This is a genomic window from Rhodoferax sp. SPJ4 (genome assembly GCF_058216275.1).
This window is the reverse complement of the sequence record NZ_JBYZMN010000003.1, coordinates 1-15,736: the sequence shown is the minus strand read 5'-3', so window position 1 is coordinate 15,736 and position 15,736 is coordinate 1. Positions and strand designations below refer to the sequence as shown.

Annotated in this window: 16 protein-coding genes and 3 tRNA genes; 10 read left to right on the top strand and 9 right to left on the bottom strand. The window is 69.0% G+C overall.

All coding sequences use genetic code 11. The annotated features are described in order from the left end of the window. Positions 1–50: 50 nt before the first annotated feature. The 8 genes from AC4BAR_RS11200 to apaG all read right to left on the bottom strand — a co-directional run bounded on the left by AC4BAR_RS11200 (position 51) and on the right by apaG (position 8,200). A complete protein-coding gene (locus AC4BAR_RS11200) occupies positions 51–1,301 on the bottom strand; it encodes an MFS transporter (protein WP_490627947.1) in 1,251 nt (416 codons plus the stop codon). Positions 1,302–1,303: 2 nt separating this feature from the next. Further along, positions 1,304–1,786, bottom strand: a complete 483-nt coding sequence (locus tag AC4BAR_RS11195; RefSeq protein ID WP_490627946.1) for a CinA family protein — start codon at positions 1,784–1,786, stop codon at positions 1,304–1,306. 4 nt (positions 1,787–1,790) lie between these two features. Further along, the gene (locus AC4BAR_RS11190; protein WP_490627945.1) at positions 1,791–2,330 is read right to left on the bottom strand and encodes a phosphatidylglycerophosphatase A family protein; all 540 of its coding nucleotides are present in this window, start codon (positions 2,328–2,330) and stop codon (positions 1,791–1,793) included. A gap of 4 nt (positions 2,331–2,334) precedes the next feature. After that, positions 2,335–3,315 carry a thiamine-phosphate kinase gene (gene thiL / locus AC4BAR_RS11185; protein WP_490627944.1) on the bottom strand — a complete coding sequence of 327 codons (981 nt, stop codon included), beginning with the start codon at positions 3,313–3,315 and terminating at the stop codon, positions 2,335–2,337. Between the two features lie 42 nt (positions 3,316–3,357). Further along, positions 3,358–4,494, bottom strand: coding sequence for a YbdK family carboxylate-amine ligase (locus AC4BAR_RS11180; protein ID WP_490627943.1), 1,137 nt, complete (start codon positions 4,492–4,494; stop codon positions 3,358–3,360). Next, positions 4,487–5,734, bottom strand: coding sequence for a cation:proton antiporter domain-containing protein (locus AC4BAR_RS11175; RefSeq protein WP_490627942.1), 1,248 nt, complete (start codon positions 5,732–5,734; stop codon positions 4,487–4,489). The genes AC4BAR_RS11180 and AC4BAR_RS11175 overlap by 8 nt, the downstream gene beginning before the upstream one ends. 112 nt (positions 5,735–5,846) lie before the next feature. After that, positions 5,847–7,802: a site-specific recombinase gene (locus AC4BAR_RS11170; protein ID WP_490627941.1), complete on the bottom strand. Its 1,956-nt coding sequence runs from the start codon at positions 7,800–7,802 to the stop codon at positions 5,847–5,849. A gap of 8 nt (positions 7,803–7,810) precedes the next feature. Continuing rightward, positions 7,811–8,200, bottom strand: a complete 390-nt coding sequence (gene apaG / locus AC4BAR_RS11165) for a Co2+/Mg2+ efflux protein ApaG (protein WP_490627940.1) — start codon at positions 8,198–8,200, stop codon at positions 7,811–7,813. Between the two features lie 42 nt (positions 8,201–8,242). On the opposite strand from apaG, the gene rpe reads away from it, so the two are divergent. Continuing rightward, a complete protein-coding gene (gene rpe, locus AC4BAR_RS11160; RefSeq protein WP_490627939.1) occupies positions 8,243–8,938 on the top strand; it encodes a ribulose-phosphate 3-epimerase in 696 nt (231 codons plus the stop codon). After that, the gene (locus tag AC4BAR_RS11155) at positions 8,938–9,651 is read left to right on the top strand and encodes a phosphoglycolate phosphatase (protein ID WP_490627938.1); all 714 of its coding nucleotides are present in this window, start codon (positions 8,938–8,940) and stop codon (positions 9,649–9,651) included. Before rpe ends, AC4BAR_RS11155 begins: the two co-directional genes overlap by 1 nt. Here AC4BAR_RS11155 and AC4BAR_RS11150 read toward each other — a convergent pair. After that, a complete protein-coding gene (locus AC4BAR_RS11150; protein ID WP_490627937.1) occupies positions 9,623–10,204 on the bottom strand; it encodes a chalcone isomerase family protein in 582 nt (193 codons plus the stop codon). The genes AC4BAR_RS11155 and AC4BAR_RS11150 overlap by 29 nt on opposite strands. 355 nt (positions 10,205–10,559) lie before the next feature. Between AC4BAR_RS11150 and trpE the strand changes: the two genes are divergently transcribed. The 8 genes from trpE to AC4BAR_RS11110 all read left to right on the top strand — a co-directional run bounded on the left by trpE (position 10,560) and on the right by AC4BAR_RS11110 (position 15,664). After that, positions 10,560–12,059: an anthranilate synthase component I gene (trpE, locus tag AC4BAR_RS11145; protein ID WP_490627936.1), complete on the top strand. Its 1,500-nt coding sequence runs from the start codon at positions 10,560–10,562 to the stop codon at positions 12,057–12,059. Further along, entirely contained in the window at positions 12,056–12,637 is a 582-nt protein-coding gene (locus AC4BAR_RS11140; protein WP_490627935.1) for an aminodeoxychorismate/anthranilate synthase component II, read from the top strand. The genes trpE and AC4BAR_RS11140 overlap by 4 nt, the downstream gene beginning before the upstream one ends. Continuing rightward, positions 12,634–13,683, top strand: a complete 1,050-nt coding sequence (trpD, locus tag AC4BAR_RS11135) for an anthranilate phosphoribosyltransferase (protein WP_490627934.1) — start codon at positions 12,634–12,636, stop codon at positions 13,681–13,683. Before AC4BAR_RS11140 ends, trpD begins: the two co-directional genes overlap by 4 nt. A 31-nt stretch (positions 13,684–13,714) precedes the next feature. Then, positions 13,715–14,515 (top strand): indole-3-glycerol phosphate synthase TrpC, encoded by an 801-nt coding sequence (gene trpC / locus AC4BAR_RS11130; protein ID WP_490627933.1) that lies wholly within the window; start codon positions 13,715–13,717, stop codon positions 14,513–14,515. 29 nt (positions 14,516–14,544) lie between these two features. After that, positions 14,545–15,270, top strand: a complete 726-nt coding sequence (locus AC4BAR_RS11125) for a uracil-DNA glycosylase (protein WP_490628315.1) — start codon at positions 14,545–14,547, stop codon at positions 15,268–15,270. A 59-nt stretch (positions 15,271–15,329) separates the two neighbouring features. Continuing rightward, positions 15,330–15,415 (top strand) — tRNA-Tyr (locus AC4BAR_RS11120). Between the two features lie 74 nt (positions 15,416–15,489). Then, a tRNA-Gly gene (locus AC4BAR_RS11115) sits at positions 15,490–15,563 on the top strand. Between the two features lie 26 nt (positions 15,564–15,589). Continuing rightward, positions 15,590–15,664: transfer RNA gene (locus AC4BAR_RS11110), tRNA-Thr, on the top strand. The last annotated feature ends 72 nt before the right edge of the window (positions 15,665–15,736 follow it).

Below are 15,736 nucleotides of genomic sequence, written 5' to 3'. Positions count from 1 at the left end.
GGGCTCCTGGAACGGGTGCGCCCCATGCTACACCGGGGCCCAGCCGCCTGTCAGCAGGGCACGGTGCGAGGGGTCGTTGCGCTGCGCTGGGTGCGCCGCCACAGCCAGAACACGGTGGCGAAGTTCAGCGCGTTCCAGGCGATGCCGTTCAGAAAGGCGGCCTGGTAGTGGCCAGTGAGGTCGAACACCTTGCCCGACATCCAGCCGCCCAGCGCCATGCCCAGCATGGTGGCCATGATCACAGTGCCCACCCGGACGGCCGCACCCACCGCCGGGAAATGCTCGCGCACGATGATGGCGTAGCTAGGCACGATGCCCCCCTGGAACAGGCCGAACAGCGCCGACACCAGGTACAAGGGCACCAGCCCGTCGAAGGGCAGAAAAAGCAGCAGCGCGACGGCCTGCAGCGCCGAGCCCAGCAGCAGTGTGCGCAGGCCACCGATGCGGTCACAGATGGCGCCCGAGGCCAGCCGGCTGACGATGCCGCAGGCCAGCATCAACGCCAGCATCTCGGCGCCGCGGGCCGCGCCGTAACCGAGGTCGGTGCAGTAGGCCACGATGTGGACCTGGGGCATGGCCATGGCCACGCAACAGCCCACGCCTGCCACGCTCAGCATCGCCAGCGCCAGTCCGGGGGGCAGGCCAAAGGGGCGCTCGCCGGTTTGGGCTCCGGCAGTCTGGGGGCTGGGGGCCTGCTGCGCCGGCGGACGCTGGCGCATGCGCTGGGCCAGCACCAGCATCACCGCGGCGCTGAACAGGCCCAGGCCACCGTAGGTGGTGCGCCAGCCCACGGTGGCCACAAAATGCTGGACGATGGGCGGCCAGACCGCGCCACCCAGGTAGTTGCCGCTGGCGCAGATGGCCACCGCGATGCCGCGGCGCCGGGCAAACCACAGCGAGGTGTCGGCCAGCAATGGCGAGAAGGTGGCCGCCGCGCCGCACAGGCCGATCAGCAGCCCATGCACCAGCGCCAGCGTGGTGATGTCGTTGGTCAGCGCCGCGCCGCCGTAACCCAGCCCCAGGCAGACCGCGCCGACGCGCAGTGGCACGGCCACGCCAAAGCGGTCGGCCAGCTTGCCCATCAGGATGCCGCCGGCGCCAAACCCCACCATCAGCAGCGTGTAGGGCAGGGCGGCGGCGGCGCGGCTGATGCCGAAGTCGGCCTGCACCGCCGGCAGCACTACCGGCACCACGTACATGCCGCTGGCACCCACCGTCATCAGCGCCAGCGTCACCCCCAGCCGCCACCAGGCCTGGCGTGAGTCGATCAGCCCGGCGCTGGCCTGCGGCGGTGTGGCCATGCTCAGGCCAGCAGTGCGTTGAGCCGCTGCAAGGCGTGCTGCACGGTGGCGGCGCGCACCGCGGCGCGGTCGCCGTCAAAGTGCCGGCATTCGGTGACCTGCTGACCGGGCAGCGCAAACCCAAACCACACCGTGCCCACCGGTTTGGCGGCGCTGCCGCCGCTGGGGCCGGCGATGCCGGTCACCGCCACCGCCACCTGGGCCCGGGCGTGGCGCAGCGCGCCCTCGGCCATGGCCCGGGCCACCGGCTCGCTGACCGCACCATGGCGGGCCAGCAGCGCGCCGTCCACGCCCAGGGCCTCGGTCTTGGCCTCGTTGGAGTAGGTCACAAAGCCGCGCTCGAACCAGGCACTCGAGCCGGCCAGGTCGGTGCAATGGGCGGCGATCAGGCCGCCGGTGCAGCTCTCGGCAGTGACCAGCCGCAGCTGCCGCGCGAGCAGCTTTGAAGCCAAATCGGCCGCCAGCTGGGACACAGGCAGGGCCATCGCCTCACCAGGCGCGCCACAGCGCCATCACCAGCAGCGTGCAAAAGGCCGCCACCAGGTCGTCGAACAAAATGCCGAAGCCGCCGCGCGCACCGAAGCCCTTGAAATGCTGGTCGGCCCAGCCCACCGGGCCGGGCTTGGCGGCGTCAAAGAAGCGGAACAGGCCAAAGGCCACCAGCTGGCCCACCACACCGGTGGGCATGACCAGCCACAGCACCAGCCAGAAAGCGACCACCTCGTCCCAGACGATGGCGCTGGGGTCCAGCGTGGCCAGGTGGCGGGCGGTGACGGTGCAGGCCCACCAGCCGACGACCGCACTGGCAGCGATCAGCAGGCCCATTTGCAGCGGCGTGAGCCAGGTCTGCAGCACGAGAAAGGCCAGCCAGGCCCACAGCGTGCCGGCGGTGCCGGGAGCGAACGGGCTGAGGCCGGAGCCAAAGCCCAGCGCCAGCACATGGGCCGGGTGGCTGCGCATGAAGCGGCTGTCGGCCTTGGGCGGTGGGGTCAGGGCGGTGGGGGGCAGCGGTGCGGTGTCGGTGGCCATGGGGTCAGGCGAAATGGTCGAAGGATCCGAAGCGCTGGGTCAGCGGCTGGCCTTGGCGGTCGAGCAGGCGCAGGCCGGGCTCGGCGTCGATCTGGCCGATGCGGGTGATCTGGGTCTGGCTGGCCAGTGCGGCCTCGTGCACCGCGTCGCGGGCCGACGGCGGGGCGGTGAACAGCAGCTCGTAGTCGTCGCCGCCGGCCAGTGCGCAGTCGAGCGCGGCGGCGGTGGGCAGCTGTTTGAGCGTGGGGCTGGTGGCGTCGGTGTCGAACACAAAGCCGGTGGCGAGGGTGGCGCCGCAGCGCGACGCGCTGAGGATGTGGCGCAGGTCACCGATCAGGCCGTCGCTGATGTCGATGGCCGCGTGGGCCACCCCGCGCAGCGCCAGGCCCAGCGCCACGCGCGGGGTGGGGCGCTCCATGCGCTCGCGGGCCCGCTCGAAGGCCTGGCCGCTCAGCGACTGTGTACCGCGGAACACCTCCAGCGCCAGCCGGGCGTCGCCCACGGTACCGCTCACGTACAGGTCGTCGCCGGGCTGGGCCCGGCTGCGCAGCAGCGCCTGGCCCGGCACCACCTCGCCGAACACGGTGACGCTGATGGTCAAGGGCCCGCGGGTGGTGTCGCCACCCACCAGCGGGCAGGCATGCAAGTCGGCCAGCGCGAACAGGCCGCGCGAGAACTGGGCCAGCCAGGGCTCGTCCACCTGCGGCATGGCCAGCGCCAGCAAACAGCCCAGCGGGCGGGCGCCGATGGCGGCGAGGTCGCTCAGGTTGACTGCCAGCGCCTTGTGGCCCAGCTTCAGCGGGTCGACGGTGGACAGGAAATGCCGGCCCTCGACCAGCATGTCGGTGGAGGTGGCCAGTAACATGCCCGGCGTGGGCTGCAGCAGCGCACAGTCGTCACCAATGCCCAGCGCCACCGGCGACAGCGCCGCGCTGGTGGGCGCTGAGCGGGTGAAGTAGCGGGCGATCAGGTCAAATTCGTTCATGGCGGCTCAGGAGCATACGCCACCGGGCCCGGCGGCGCTGGCTCAGCCGGGTTCGCCGCGAAAGCGCTGGGCCGCCTGGCGCACCACCTCGCCCAGCAGCTGCTCCTGGGCCTGGCGCTCGCGCAGCCAGCGGGCGTCGTTGTGGCCCTGGTTGACCACCGCACGCAGCGCCTGCAGCGCCGCGCCGGCGCCCAGGGTGTTGGCGTGGTCGGTGAGCCGGTGCATGGTCAGCAGCAGGTGTTCGCGCAGCGCCAGGTGTTCGCCGGTGGCCGGGTCCACATAGACCGCGTCGAGGCCGAAGCGGCAGGCCTGGAAGCGGTTGTAGGTGTAGACCAGGTAGTCGTCCTCGGCCGGCATGAAGGGCGCGTCGTGCATCAGCCAGGCCGCCAGGGCCTGCACAAAGCCGGCCAGCGCGGCGGCGCGCTCCACCGTCAACGGGGTGTCGAAGACGCGAATTTCCACCGTGCCGAACTCCGGCTTGGGCCGGATGTCCCAGTAGAAGTCCTTCATGCCCTTGACCACGCCGGTGCGGGTCATCTTGTCGAAATAGTCGCCAAAGGCGTCCCAGCTCAGCGCGAACGGCGCCCGCCCCGACAGCGGGAAGGCAAACACCGAGTTCAGCCGGGCCGAGTCAAAGGCCGTGTCCTGGCCCTGCACATAGGGCGACGAGGCCGACAGCGCAATGAAGTGCGGGATGTAGCGCGACAGCCGGTGCAGCAGAAGCAGCGCGGTGTCGGCGTCGGGGCAGCCCACGTGCACATGCTGGCCGAAGATGGTGAACTGTTTGGACAGATAGCCGTACAGCTCCGACAGCTTCTGAAAGCGCGGCTTGTCGTAGATGCGGCGCTCGTGCCATTGCTGGAAGGGGTGGGTGCCACCGCCCACCACCGCGATGTTGAGCTTGTCGGCGCTTTTCACCAGTGCGTCGCGCACCTGGGTCAGCTGGTCGCGCACCGCGTCGGCCGAGTGGCAGACGCCGGTGGAGATCTCGATCATGCTGGAGGTCATCTCCGGCACCACGCTGCCGGGCAGCGGCTTGGCCTTCATCAGCCGCAGCATGTCGTCGGCATAGGGGGCCAGGTCGTAGTCGTGGGTGTTGACCAGCTGCAGCTCCAGCTCCACCCCCAGCGTCAGCGGGGCCGAGGCCGCAAAGGCGCCCAGGGGGGTGTGGTCAGCCATGGCCGGGCCCTCCCGGCAGGCTGGGGCTGCCGCGCAGGCCCTCGCCGGCGCGGCGCAGCGCCACGGTGGCGCCCACCGCGCCCAGCAACTCCATCAGCAGAATGGCCGGCAGGCCGACCATGGCGATGGGGGCGCCCAGCGTGGCCGAGGCCTGGGCGAACTGCGACAGCATCAGCAAGGCCACCGACGACATCGGCAGCATGGCGCAGCCCACCGCCAGCGCCTGGCGAAAGCGCGCGCCACTGCCCGGGTTGGCCAGCGCCACCCCGGCCAACTTGGCCAGCGCCCGGGCCGCCACCAGGGCCAGCACCAGGCCGGCCACCGAAGCGCCCCAGGGGGCCTGGGCCGACACCGACGACACCAGCACAAACGACAGCATCACCAGCAGCGACGAGGCAATGCCCATCTGCTGCGGCCAGGCCCAGGGCTGGGGGTGGGCCTGTTTCAGCAGCACCCCACCGATCAGCGCCGCCAGCGGGGCCGAGCCGCCGACATGGGCGGCCAGCGTGGCGAAGGAGGCAATCAGCGCCAGCAACAGCATGGCGGTGTTTTCGCTGCCGGGGTGCATGGCCTTCAGCGCCAGCCGCACGGTGAGCGCCAGCAGCGCGCCCATGGCCAGCGACAGCGCCAGCACCGCCAGCACCGGCGCCAGCGCGGCCGCCCAGCCTTCGCTGCCGCTGACCATCAGCTTGGCCTCGGCGCTGCACAGGGTCAGCGTGTACAAGGTGCTCAGCGTGGCCAGCACCAGGGCCCGCTCGGTCACCGGGCCGGAGGCGCGGGTGTCGCGCACCACCTGGGCCAGCACCGTGGGCGAGGCCGCCATGGCCACCAGGGCCAGCGGGTGGGCCACCTCGTCGGCGCCCAGCCGGCCCAGCGTCCAGGCCACCAGCACGTAGGTGGCGACCGACTCCACCCCGCTTTGCACCAGCACCATGGGGTTGTGGCGGAACCAGCGCAGCGGGACGCGGCCGCCGGCCTCGAACAGCACCAGTGCCACCCCCAGCTCCAGCAGGTAGAGGCCGGGGCCTTGCAGCGGCCAGGGCGCGCCACCGAAGCCGATCAGCCCGGCCAGCGTGCCCACCACCGAGTAGCCCAGGATTTTGGGCAGACCCAGCCGGCGCTGCACCAGGTGGCCGGCCACGGCGGCCACGGCCAGCAGCACCGACCACTGCAAGGTGGCCAGGCCGGGCGAGGCATGCAGCCAGGGGGTGAAGGCTTCGGGGGCCGGAACAGCGGTCATTCTGCGAGCATCTCCTGCAGGGGGTCGTCGGCGAGGCGCCTGCTTGCCAGTGCCCTGCGGCATGGCAAGAAACCAGTCTAACGACGCCATGTAAAGCGCCGGCCCGGCCCGCTCAGGTGGGCACGAGGAAGCTGCGCGGGTGGCTGAACAGGCGCTGGCGGATGGCCGCGCGGATGCGGCTGCGGTCCAGCCCACTGACGTTGTGGGCCCGCAGCGCCAGCCGGAAGGCCAGGTAAAAGCTCACCCCCAGGTTGAGCGCGCCAATCACCGGGATGGCCGCCACACACCACCACAGCGCCGGCAGCGTGAAAGCCTGCCAGCCCAGACCCGCCACCGCGGCGGCCAGCTGGCCGGTGGACAGCGTCACATGGCGAGCCTCCAGGCCCAGGCCGAAGAAGGCGGCAAAGGCCGGCACCAGGCCCAGCATGAAGCCCAGCGCGATGTTGGAGGCGAAGCCCGACACGTTGCGCCGCATGAAGCGCGACCAGCGCCCGGCGCGGCCGGCGCCCAGCAACGCGGTGATGCGCGGGTTGTAGCGCAGCGCCGAGTCCAGCCGGTAGAACACAAACCAGTTCTCCACCCAGCCGCCAGCCAGGCTGGCCAGGAACAGCAGCACCCCGGTGAAGGCGGCGAACAGCGCGGTGGGTCCCAACAGGTGCAGCGACTCCAGCACATGGGCGGCCTTCTCCGCGCTCAGCATGGGCTGGCCCAGACCCCATTGCATGGCCAGGCTCATGGCCACCACCACCGGCGCCACCACCAGCACATTGCCCAGCACCGCCGCCACCTGCGAGCGCACCAGGTGGCTGACCTCGTCGACAAAGTCGCGCAGCGCCGCGTCGGAGGCGATGTCTTTCAGCTTGGCGGCCATGGCCGGGGCGGTCATCGCCGGCTGCTTGGTGGCCAGCGTGAAATGCATCAGCTGGATCACCAGAAAGCTGGCCGCGTACATCGCACCGGCCCAGAAGCCGCCCCAGAACACCGACAGGCCCAGCCCGCCCATCAAAAACTTCAGCAGCGTGGTGACGCCGGTCAGCGCGCCGCCGCCGGCGGCCTTGCGCAGCATGCCGCGGTAGGCCTCGCGGTCGCGGGTGATGTAGTGCTCGCCGGTTTCGGCGCTGCGCTCGGCCATCTTGGCCGCCAGCAGCGTGGAGTTGGCCGCCACCAGCGCGCGCAGGCTGGACCGGTCCTGGCCCAAATGCACCAGCTTGGCCAGCAGCTTGGTGGCCGCCAGCGGTGGCGATGCCGACAGCAGGCCATCGAGCAGCTCACGGATACGCAGGATGCGCTCGCGCACCTGGCGCAGCCGGAATACCAGGCCGACCGAGATGCCATGGTCGTCCAGGTGGGCGTAGACGCTGGCGATCGCCTGGCGGCAGGCCTCCAGCCGCTCGCGCAGGCCGGCCGCGGTGGCCTGCACCGCCGCGTCGTCGGGCGGGCGGCGCGACAGCTCCACCTGCAGCCGCGCCACGTCCAGCGCCAGCGCATGGAAGGGCTGGGCCTGCAAGGCCTCGGGGTTCATGCGCAGCCGCAGCTCGGGCGCGAAGCCGGCCGCGCTGACCTGGCTGGTGCAATAGGCCATGGCCTCCAGCAGCCGGGCCTGCAGCGCGTTCGACGGGGCCTGGCCATCGGGGCGCGCCAGCGCGCCCAGCCGGTCCAGCGTGGCCTCGTCCAGCGCATTCAGCCATTGGGCGTCAAACCGGCTGGGCAGGGCCAGCATGAACAGCACCGACGCGTCCACCGTTTCCGGTGTGCCCGGCAGCAGCTTGTGGCGCAGCCGCTCGGCGAATTCGCTGACAAAGGCGGTGCGCGGGGCAAAGCCAAAGTCGGCCAGCAGCACGGTGATGTCCACCGTGTCGGTGAGGGTTTGCCACCAGGCCTGCAGCCGGCCTCGGGCCTCGGCGTCGGCCTCGAAGGCGGCGATCAGTTGCTGCAACCGGGCCTGCGCGGCCTCGGGCGAGGTGGCATCGCCGCGCACCCAGGCCAGGGTGTGAATCAGCCACAGGTGGCGTTTGGCCAGCCCGGCGTCGGGGTCGATCGCGGCCAGCAGTGCAGGCAGCTCGCGCATGGCGGCGCTCAGTGGAGCACCCGGGCGCTGCCCGCCCCGTTGGCTTCCAGCACAAACAGCGTGATCGGCGCCTCGAAGCGTTCGCCGTCCTCGGCCACGCAGAAATAGCTGCCGTGCATGGTGCCGGTGGGTGTGCGCAGCCGGCTGCCGCTGGTGTACTGGAAAGACTCGCCGGGCTTGAGCAGCGGCTGCTGGCCCACCACGCCCAGGCCTTTGACCTCCTCGGTGTGGCCCTTGGCGTCGCAGATCACCCAATGGCGGGCGATCAGCTGCGCCGGCACTTCGCCGGTGTTGGTGACGGTGACGGTGTAGGCAAAGCTGTACACACCGTCTTTCGGGGCCGACTGGTCGGGCAGGAACTCGGGTTGAACCGACACGCTGAATTCGTAAGAGGCCATGGCATCATCCTAACCCGTCGACATTGCCCACCAGATGACACCATGACCCACGCCCCCACCCCGCTGCGCATTGCGCCCTCCATCCTGTCGGCCGACTTTGCCCGCCTGGGCGAGGAGGTGCGCAACGTCATCGCGGCCGGTGCCGACTGGATCCACTTCGACGTGATGGACAACCATTACGTGCCCAACCTGACCTTTGGCCCCATGGTCTGCCAGGCGCTCAAGCCCCATGCCAAGACCCCCGACGGCCGGGCCGTGCCCATCGACGTCCACCTGATGGTGCAGCCGGTGGACGCGCTGGCCGCGGCCTTTGCCGCCGCCGGCGCCGACTACATCAGCTTCCACCCCGACGCCTCGCCCCATGTGCACCGCAGCGTGCAGGCCATCCGCGCCGCCGGCTGCAAGCCCGGCCTGGTGTTCAACCCGGCCACGCCGCTGGACGTGCTGGACTGGGTGATCGACGACATCGACCTGGTGCTCATCATGAGCGTCAACCCCGGCTTTGGCGGCCAGAGCTTCATCGATTCGGCGCTGCGCAAGGTCGAGGCGGTGCGCCGCCGCATCGAGGCCAGCGGCAAGGACATCCGGCTGGAGGTGGACGGTGGCATCAAGGTCGACAACATCGCCCAGGTGGCCTCGGCCGGTGCCGACACCTTTGTGGCCGGCAGCGCCATCTTCGGCAAGCCCGACTACAAGGGCGTGATCGACGCCATGCGCGCCGCGCTGGCGGCCCGCTGATGGGGCCGGCCACCACCATCCAAGCCGCCATCATCGACCTCGACGGCACCCTGGTCGACACGCTGGGTGATTTTGTCGTGGCGGTGCACGGCATGCTGGCCGACCTGGGCCTGCCGGCCAGCTTGCATCGCGACACGGTGGAGCGCTTTGTCGGCAAAGGCTCGGAGCATTTGATCCAATCGGTGCTGACCCATGTGCGGGGCACAGCCGAGGGCCTGGCGCCGCTGCTGGCGCCGGCCTGGGAGCGCTACCAGGCCCATTACCGCGCGGTGAACGGGCAACACGCCGAGGTCTATGCCGGGGTGGTGGCCGGGCTGGACGGCCTGCAGGCCGCCGGGTTGGCGCTGGCCTGTGTGACCAACAAGCCCACCGCCTTTGCCCGTGAACTGCTGGCCGCCAAGGGCCTGGCCGGGTATTTCAGAGAAGTGTTTGGCGGCGATGCCTTCGAGCGCAAAAAGCCCGACCCGATGCCGCTGCTGAAAACCTGCGAGGCCCTGGGTAGCTTGCCGGCGCAGACCCTGATGGTGGGCGATTCCAGCAACGACGCCCAGGCGGCGCACGCGGCCGGTTGCCCAGTGGTGCTGGTGACCTATGGCTACAACCACGGCCAGCCGGTCCGCCAGGTGGCGGCCGATGGCTTTGTGGATTCGCTGGCCGACCTGTCGGTCGACCCGCGCGGTGGCTTTACTTGCCGCCCAGCATCGCTGTCTTGAGCTTGCCGTCGACCGGCTTCTCGCCGAACCAGATGCGCATCAGCGTGGCGTAGAACTCGGTGTCCTTGATCGGATCGGGTTCGGCCTTGCCATTGATGGTGAAGACCACGCCGGTGCCTGGCACCAGGTCGATCAGCACGCTTTCACCCTTTTTCAGCTCCTTGTGGGCACCGAACAAGGCGTTGACGCGGGCGATGTTGGGCTGCAGCTTGGCCATGTCACCGGCGGCGGTGTTGGCCTCGATGCCTTCGACAAAGGCCTTGGACATGTCGCTGCCTTCGAGGTTACGCAAAAAGGTCAGCGCGATGCGCTTCGGGCCGGCGCCACCAATGACGTCCTGGGCGGCGGTGGTTTTCTGCGGCACGTACATGCCGGCCACATAGACCTTGAAGATCACCTTGGTGCGGATGCCGGCGCCGTTGAGCTGCAGCTTGGCGCCACCCACGTCGACCGTGTCTTCCAGCTTGACACCATCGATCTCGACCGCCGCCATGCTGCTGGCGGCGAGCAGCAGGCCGGCCGCCATCAGGGCCAGTTGTTTCAGCAATTTCATGTCCATCACTCCTTGAAAAAGAACGGTCGTTCGGAAAATGTCATTGGATTGTTCGGGGGTTTGACGGCCCCGGCATCAGGGTTACTACGTGCTTAGAGTCAACGGCCCAGTCCAATTGGCACAAAGCGTGACAAAGCGGCGCCGACAACACCGTTTGCTACACTTTGCCCATGTTCATTCACCGCACCACCACTGCAGGTTGCCATGACCGGGGAGCCTGGCCCTGGCGTCAACCCGTGTCTGCCCGCACCTGACGGCTCGGCCGGCCGGTGCCCCCGCGCCTCTCACCGAGGCCTTGGTTTGAATGAACACAACACCCACCGCCGTGGGGTTGTCCGAGCTGGAGGCTCATCCCGTGATCACCGAATCTGAATTCAATCGCCTGGCGCAGGACGGCCACAACCGTATCCCGCTGACCGCCGAGGCCTTTGCCGACCTCGAAACCCCGCTGTCGCTGTATTTGAAGCTGGCCCATGCCGACGGACAGGGCGCCCACAGTTTCCTTTTGGAATCTGTGGTCGGCGGCGAGCGTTTTGGCCGCTACAGCTTCATCGGTCTGCCGGCCCGCACGCTGCTGCGGGCCCGCGGTTTTGGCGACCAGGCCGTCACCGAGGTCGTCACCGACGGCCGGGTGGTGGAGACCTCCAGCCAGAACCCGCTGGACTTTGTGGCCGCCTACCAGCAACGCTTCAAGGTGGCGCTGCTGCCCGGCCTGCCGCGGTTCTGCGGCGGCCTGGCCGGCTACTTTGGCTACGACACGGTACGCCACATCGAGAAAAAGCTGGTCCATTCCTGCCCGCCCGACACGCTGGGCTGCCCCGACATCCTGCTGCTGCAATGCGAAGAGCTGGCCGTCATCGACAACCTGTCGGGCAAGCTGCACCTGATCGTGTACGCCGACCCTGGCCAGCCCGGTGCCTATGACCAGGCGGCGGCGCGGCTGGCCGCGCTGAAGGCGCGGCTGCAAGAGCCGGTCCACGCGCCCCAGGTGGTGCCGTCGGCCAGCCAGCCCACCGAGCGCGAGTTCGCCAAAGAGGCCTACCTGGCCGCGGTGGACCAGGCCAAGGAGCTGATTGCCGCCGGCGACTTCATGCAGGTCCAGGTGGGCCAGCGCATCACCAAGCGCTACACCGAGTCGCCGCTGAGCCTGTACCGCGCGCTGCGTTCGCTGAACCCCAGCCCCTACATGTACTACTACCACTTTGGCGATTTCCATGTGGTGGGGGCCTCGCCCGAAATCCTGGTGCGGCAGGAGAAAACGCCGGAGGGGCCCAAGGTCACCATCCGCCCGCTGGCCGGCACCCGGCCACGCGGCGCCACGCCGGAACTGGACAAGGCCGCCGAGGCCGAGCTGATCGCCGACCCCAAGGAGCGGGCCGAGCATGTGATGCTGATCGACCTGGCGCGCAACGACATCGGCCGCATCGCCAAGACCGGCAGCGTCAAGGTGACCGAGGCCTTTGTGGTGGAGCGCTACAGCCATGTGATGCACATTGTCAGCAACGTCGAAGGCCTGTTGCTGGACGGCATGACCAGCATGGACGTGCTCAAGGCCACTTTCCCGGCCGGCACGCTGACCGGCGCGCCCAAGGTGCATGCGATGGAAATCATTGACCGGCTGGAGCCCAGCAAGCGAGGCATTTACGGCGGTGCCTGCGGCTACCTGAGTTATGCCGGCGACATGGACGTGGCGATTGCCATCCGCACCGGCATCATCAAGAACCAGACGCTGTACGTGCAGGCCGCCGCTGGCGTGGTGGCCGACTCCATCCCCGAGATGGAATGGCGCGAAACCGAGCACAAGGCCAGGGCCTTGCTGCGGGCCAGCGAGCTGGTCGAGGAGGGGCTGCAATGAAACTTTTGATGGTCGACAACTACGACAGCTTCACCTACAACCTGGTCCAGTACTTTGGCGAGCTGGGGGCCGAGGTCGAGGTGTTCCGCAACGACGAGATCACGCTGGAAGGCATTGCCGAGCGCCGGCCCGACCGGCTGGTGGTCTCGCCTGGGCCCTGCTCGCCGGCCGAGGCCGGCATTTCGGTGGCGGCCATCCGGCACTTTGCCGGCCGGCTGCCCATTCTGGGCGTGTGCCTGGGCCACCAGAGCATCGGTGCGGCCTTTGGCGGCACCATCGTGCGGGCCCAGCAGCTGATGCATGGCAAGACCAGCGTCATCACCACCACCGGCGAGGGCGTGTTTGCCAAGCTGCCGACGCAGTTCACCGTCAACCGCTACCACTCGCTGGCCATCGAGCGGGCCAGCAAGCCCGAGGCGCTGAAGGTCACCGCCTGGACCGACGACGGCGAGATCATGGGCGTGCGCCACACCGGCTTCGCGTCCGAGGTTCGGGTGGAGGGCGTGCAGTTCCACCCCGAGTCCATCCTCACCGAGCATGGCCACGCCATGCTCAAGAACTTTCTGGAACTGGCATGACGACGACCGCTCACCAGATCACGCCGCAGGAGGCCCTGCAGCGCACCATTGAGCACCGCGAGATCTTCCACGACGAGATGCTGCACATCATGCGGCTGATCATGCGCGGCGAGATGTCGCCGGTGATGACGGCGGCCTTGATCACCGGCCTGCGCGTGAAGAAGGAAACCATTGGCGAAATCACCGCCGCTGCGCAGGTGATGCGCGAGTTCTCCACCAAGGTGGAGGTGGCCGACCGCACCCACCTGGTGGACATCGTGGGCACGGGAGGCGATGGCTCCCACACCTTCAACATCTCCACCTGCAGCATGTTTGTGGCCGCCGCCGCCGGCGCCCGGGTCAGCAAACATGGGGGCCGCAGCGTCAGCAGCAAGTCCGGCAGTGCCGACGTGCTGGAGAGCCTGGGCGTGGGCATCAACCTGTCGCCCGAGGCCATTGCCCGCTGCATTGCCGAGGTGGGTGTGGGTTTCATGTTCGCCCCCAACCACCACCCGGCCATGAAAAACGTGGCCCCGGTGCGCAAGGAAATGGGTGTGCGCACGCTGTTCAACATCCTCGGGCCGCTGACCAACCCGGCCGGCGCCCCCAACATCCTGATGGGCGTGTTCCATGCCGACCTGGTGGGCATTCAGGTGCGGGCCTTGCAGCGCCTGGGCGCCGAGCACGCGCTGGTGGTGTTTGGCAAAGACGGCATGGACGAGGTCAGCCTGGGCGGCGCCACCGTGGTGGGCGAGCTCAAAGACGGCCAGGTCACCGAATACGAATTGCACCCGGAAGACTTTGGCCTGCCCATGGCGTCGAGCCGGCAGCTGCGGGTGGACACGCCCGAGCAGTCGCGCACCATGCTGCTGGGCGTGCTCGACGGCCAGCCCGGCGCGGCGCACGACATCGTGGCGCTGAACGCCGGCGTGGCGTTGTACGCCGCCAACGTGGTCAGCACCATTCCCGATGGCATTGCCCGCGCCCGCGAGGCCATTGCCTCCGGGGCGGCCAAGGCCAAGCTGCAGCAACTGGTGGCGCTGAGCTGCCAACTGGCCGCGCCCTGAGCGCTGCCTTCCCACACCCCCTGGAAAGCCCATGTCCGACATCCTGAACAAGATCGTGGCCGTCAAGCACGAAGAGATTGCGGCCGCCCAGCGGCGCATGCCCCTGGCCGCGATGCGCACCGACGCCGAGTCGCGGGTGCTGACCCGCGACTTCGTCGGGTCGATGCGCCGCAAGATCGCTGCCGGTCTGCCGGCGGTGATTGCCGAGGTCAAAAAGGCCAGCCCGTCCAAGGGGGTGTTGTGCGAGGACTTCATCCCAGCCGACATCGCCCAGAGCTACGCCGAATTTGGCGCGGCCTGTTTGTCGGTGTTGACCGACAAACAGTTCTTCCAGGGCAGCATCGACGCGCTGAAGCAGGCCCGGGCCTCGTGCGACCTGCCGGTGCTGCGCAAGGACTTCATCGTCGACGCCTACCAAGTCTACGAATCGCGCGCCATCGGCGCCGACTGCATCTTGCTGATCGCCGCTTGCCTGGACGACGCCCAGATGGCCGACTTCGAGGCCATCGCCCACGCGCTGGGCATGGCGGTGCTGGTCGAGGTGCACGACGGCGCCGAGCTGGACCGCGCGCTGCGCCTGAAAACGCCGTTGCTGGGCATCAACAACCGCAACCTGCGCAGCTTCGAGGTCACGCTGGACACCACGCTGGCGCTGCGGGCCCGGGTGCCGGCCGAGCGGCTGTTGGTCACCGAAAGCGGCATCCTGACGCCTGCCGATGTGCAAGTGATGCGGGACGCCGGCGTCAATGCCTTCCTGGTGGGCGAGGCCTTCATGCGGGCCCCCGATCCGGGTGTGGCGTTGGGCCAATTGTTCGGCCTGGCCGCCGCTTGAGCGGGCGGGCTCCGCCCAGCGACGCCTTGATGGACACGCTGTTCGCCACCGACCCGGTGGCCCGCCTGGACGCCTGGGCGCCTGCGCTGTGGGCGGTGCACCCCAGCTGGGGGCCCTGGGTCAGCCCTTTTCTTGCCGGTGCCGATGGCCAGCGGCTGGCCGCGTTCGTTTCGGCGCGGCTGGCGGCCGGTGCCACGGTCTTCCCGCCCCAGCCCTTGCGGGCCCTGGCGCTGACGCCGTTGGACGCGGTGCGGGTGGTGATCCTGGGCCAAGACCCTTACCACGGCGCCGGTCAGGCCGAGGGCCTGGCCTTTTCGGTGGCGCCCGGTGTCAAGCCGCCGCCCTCGCTGCGCAACATCCTGCAGGAGGTGGGCCGCGACACCGGGGCTGCTGCGCCGGCCAACGGCTCGCTGGTGCGCTGGGCCGGGCAGGGCGTGCTGCTGCTCAACACCTGTTTGACGGTGGAAGAGGGCCTGCCAGCCAGCCATGCCGGCCGCGGCTGGGAGGGCTTGACCGATGCCTTGATCGCCGCCGTGGCGCGGCGCCACCCGGCCGCGGTGTTCATGCTGTGGGGCGCGCATGCCCAGGCCAAGGGCCCGCTGTTGCCGGCCGACGGCGGGCATGTGGTGCTGTCGGCCAACCACCCGTCACCGCTGGCGGCGCGCCGGCCGCCGCGCCCCTTTGTGGGCTGTGGCCATTTCAGCGCGGCCAACCGGCATCTGGTGGCGCAAGGGGGCTTGCCGATAAATTGGTGAAAGTTTGCGGTCGGCTTGGCCAGGCCCATAACTTCGTGGCATAATCCGGAGTTCGCTGAGGAGGGGTGCCCGAGTGGCTAAAGGGGGCAGACTGTAAATCTGTTGGCTTACGCCTACGCTGGTTCGAATCCAGCCTCCTCCACCAGCAAAACAATTCGATGTGTGAGCGTCAGGAAACGGTTTCCACGCAAGGTTTGAGTGCCAAAGCGCTCGGACAATGCGGGAGTAGTTTAGTGGTAGAACCTTAGCCTTCCAAGCTAATGATACGGGTTCGATTCCCGTCTCCCGCTCCACGGTCGGTTGTGTGTTTTAAGAGATTGCCCATGTGGCTCAGTGGTAGAGCACTCCCTTGGTAAGGGAGAGGTCGCGGGTCCGATTCCCGCCATGGGCACCAAGATTTCGGGTGCCGCGTGCATGAGCAGAGCGTGCGTTGCCGTGAAGCTGTCATTGTTTTTTGCGTTCCTGC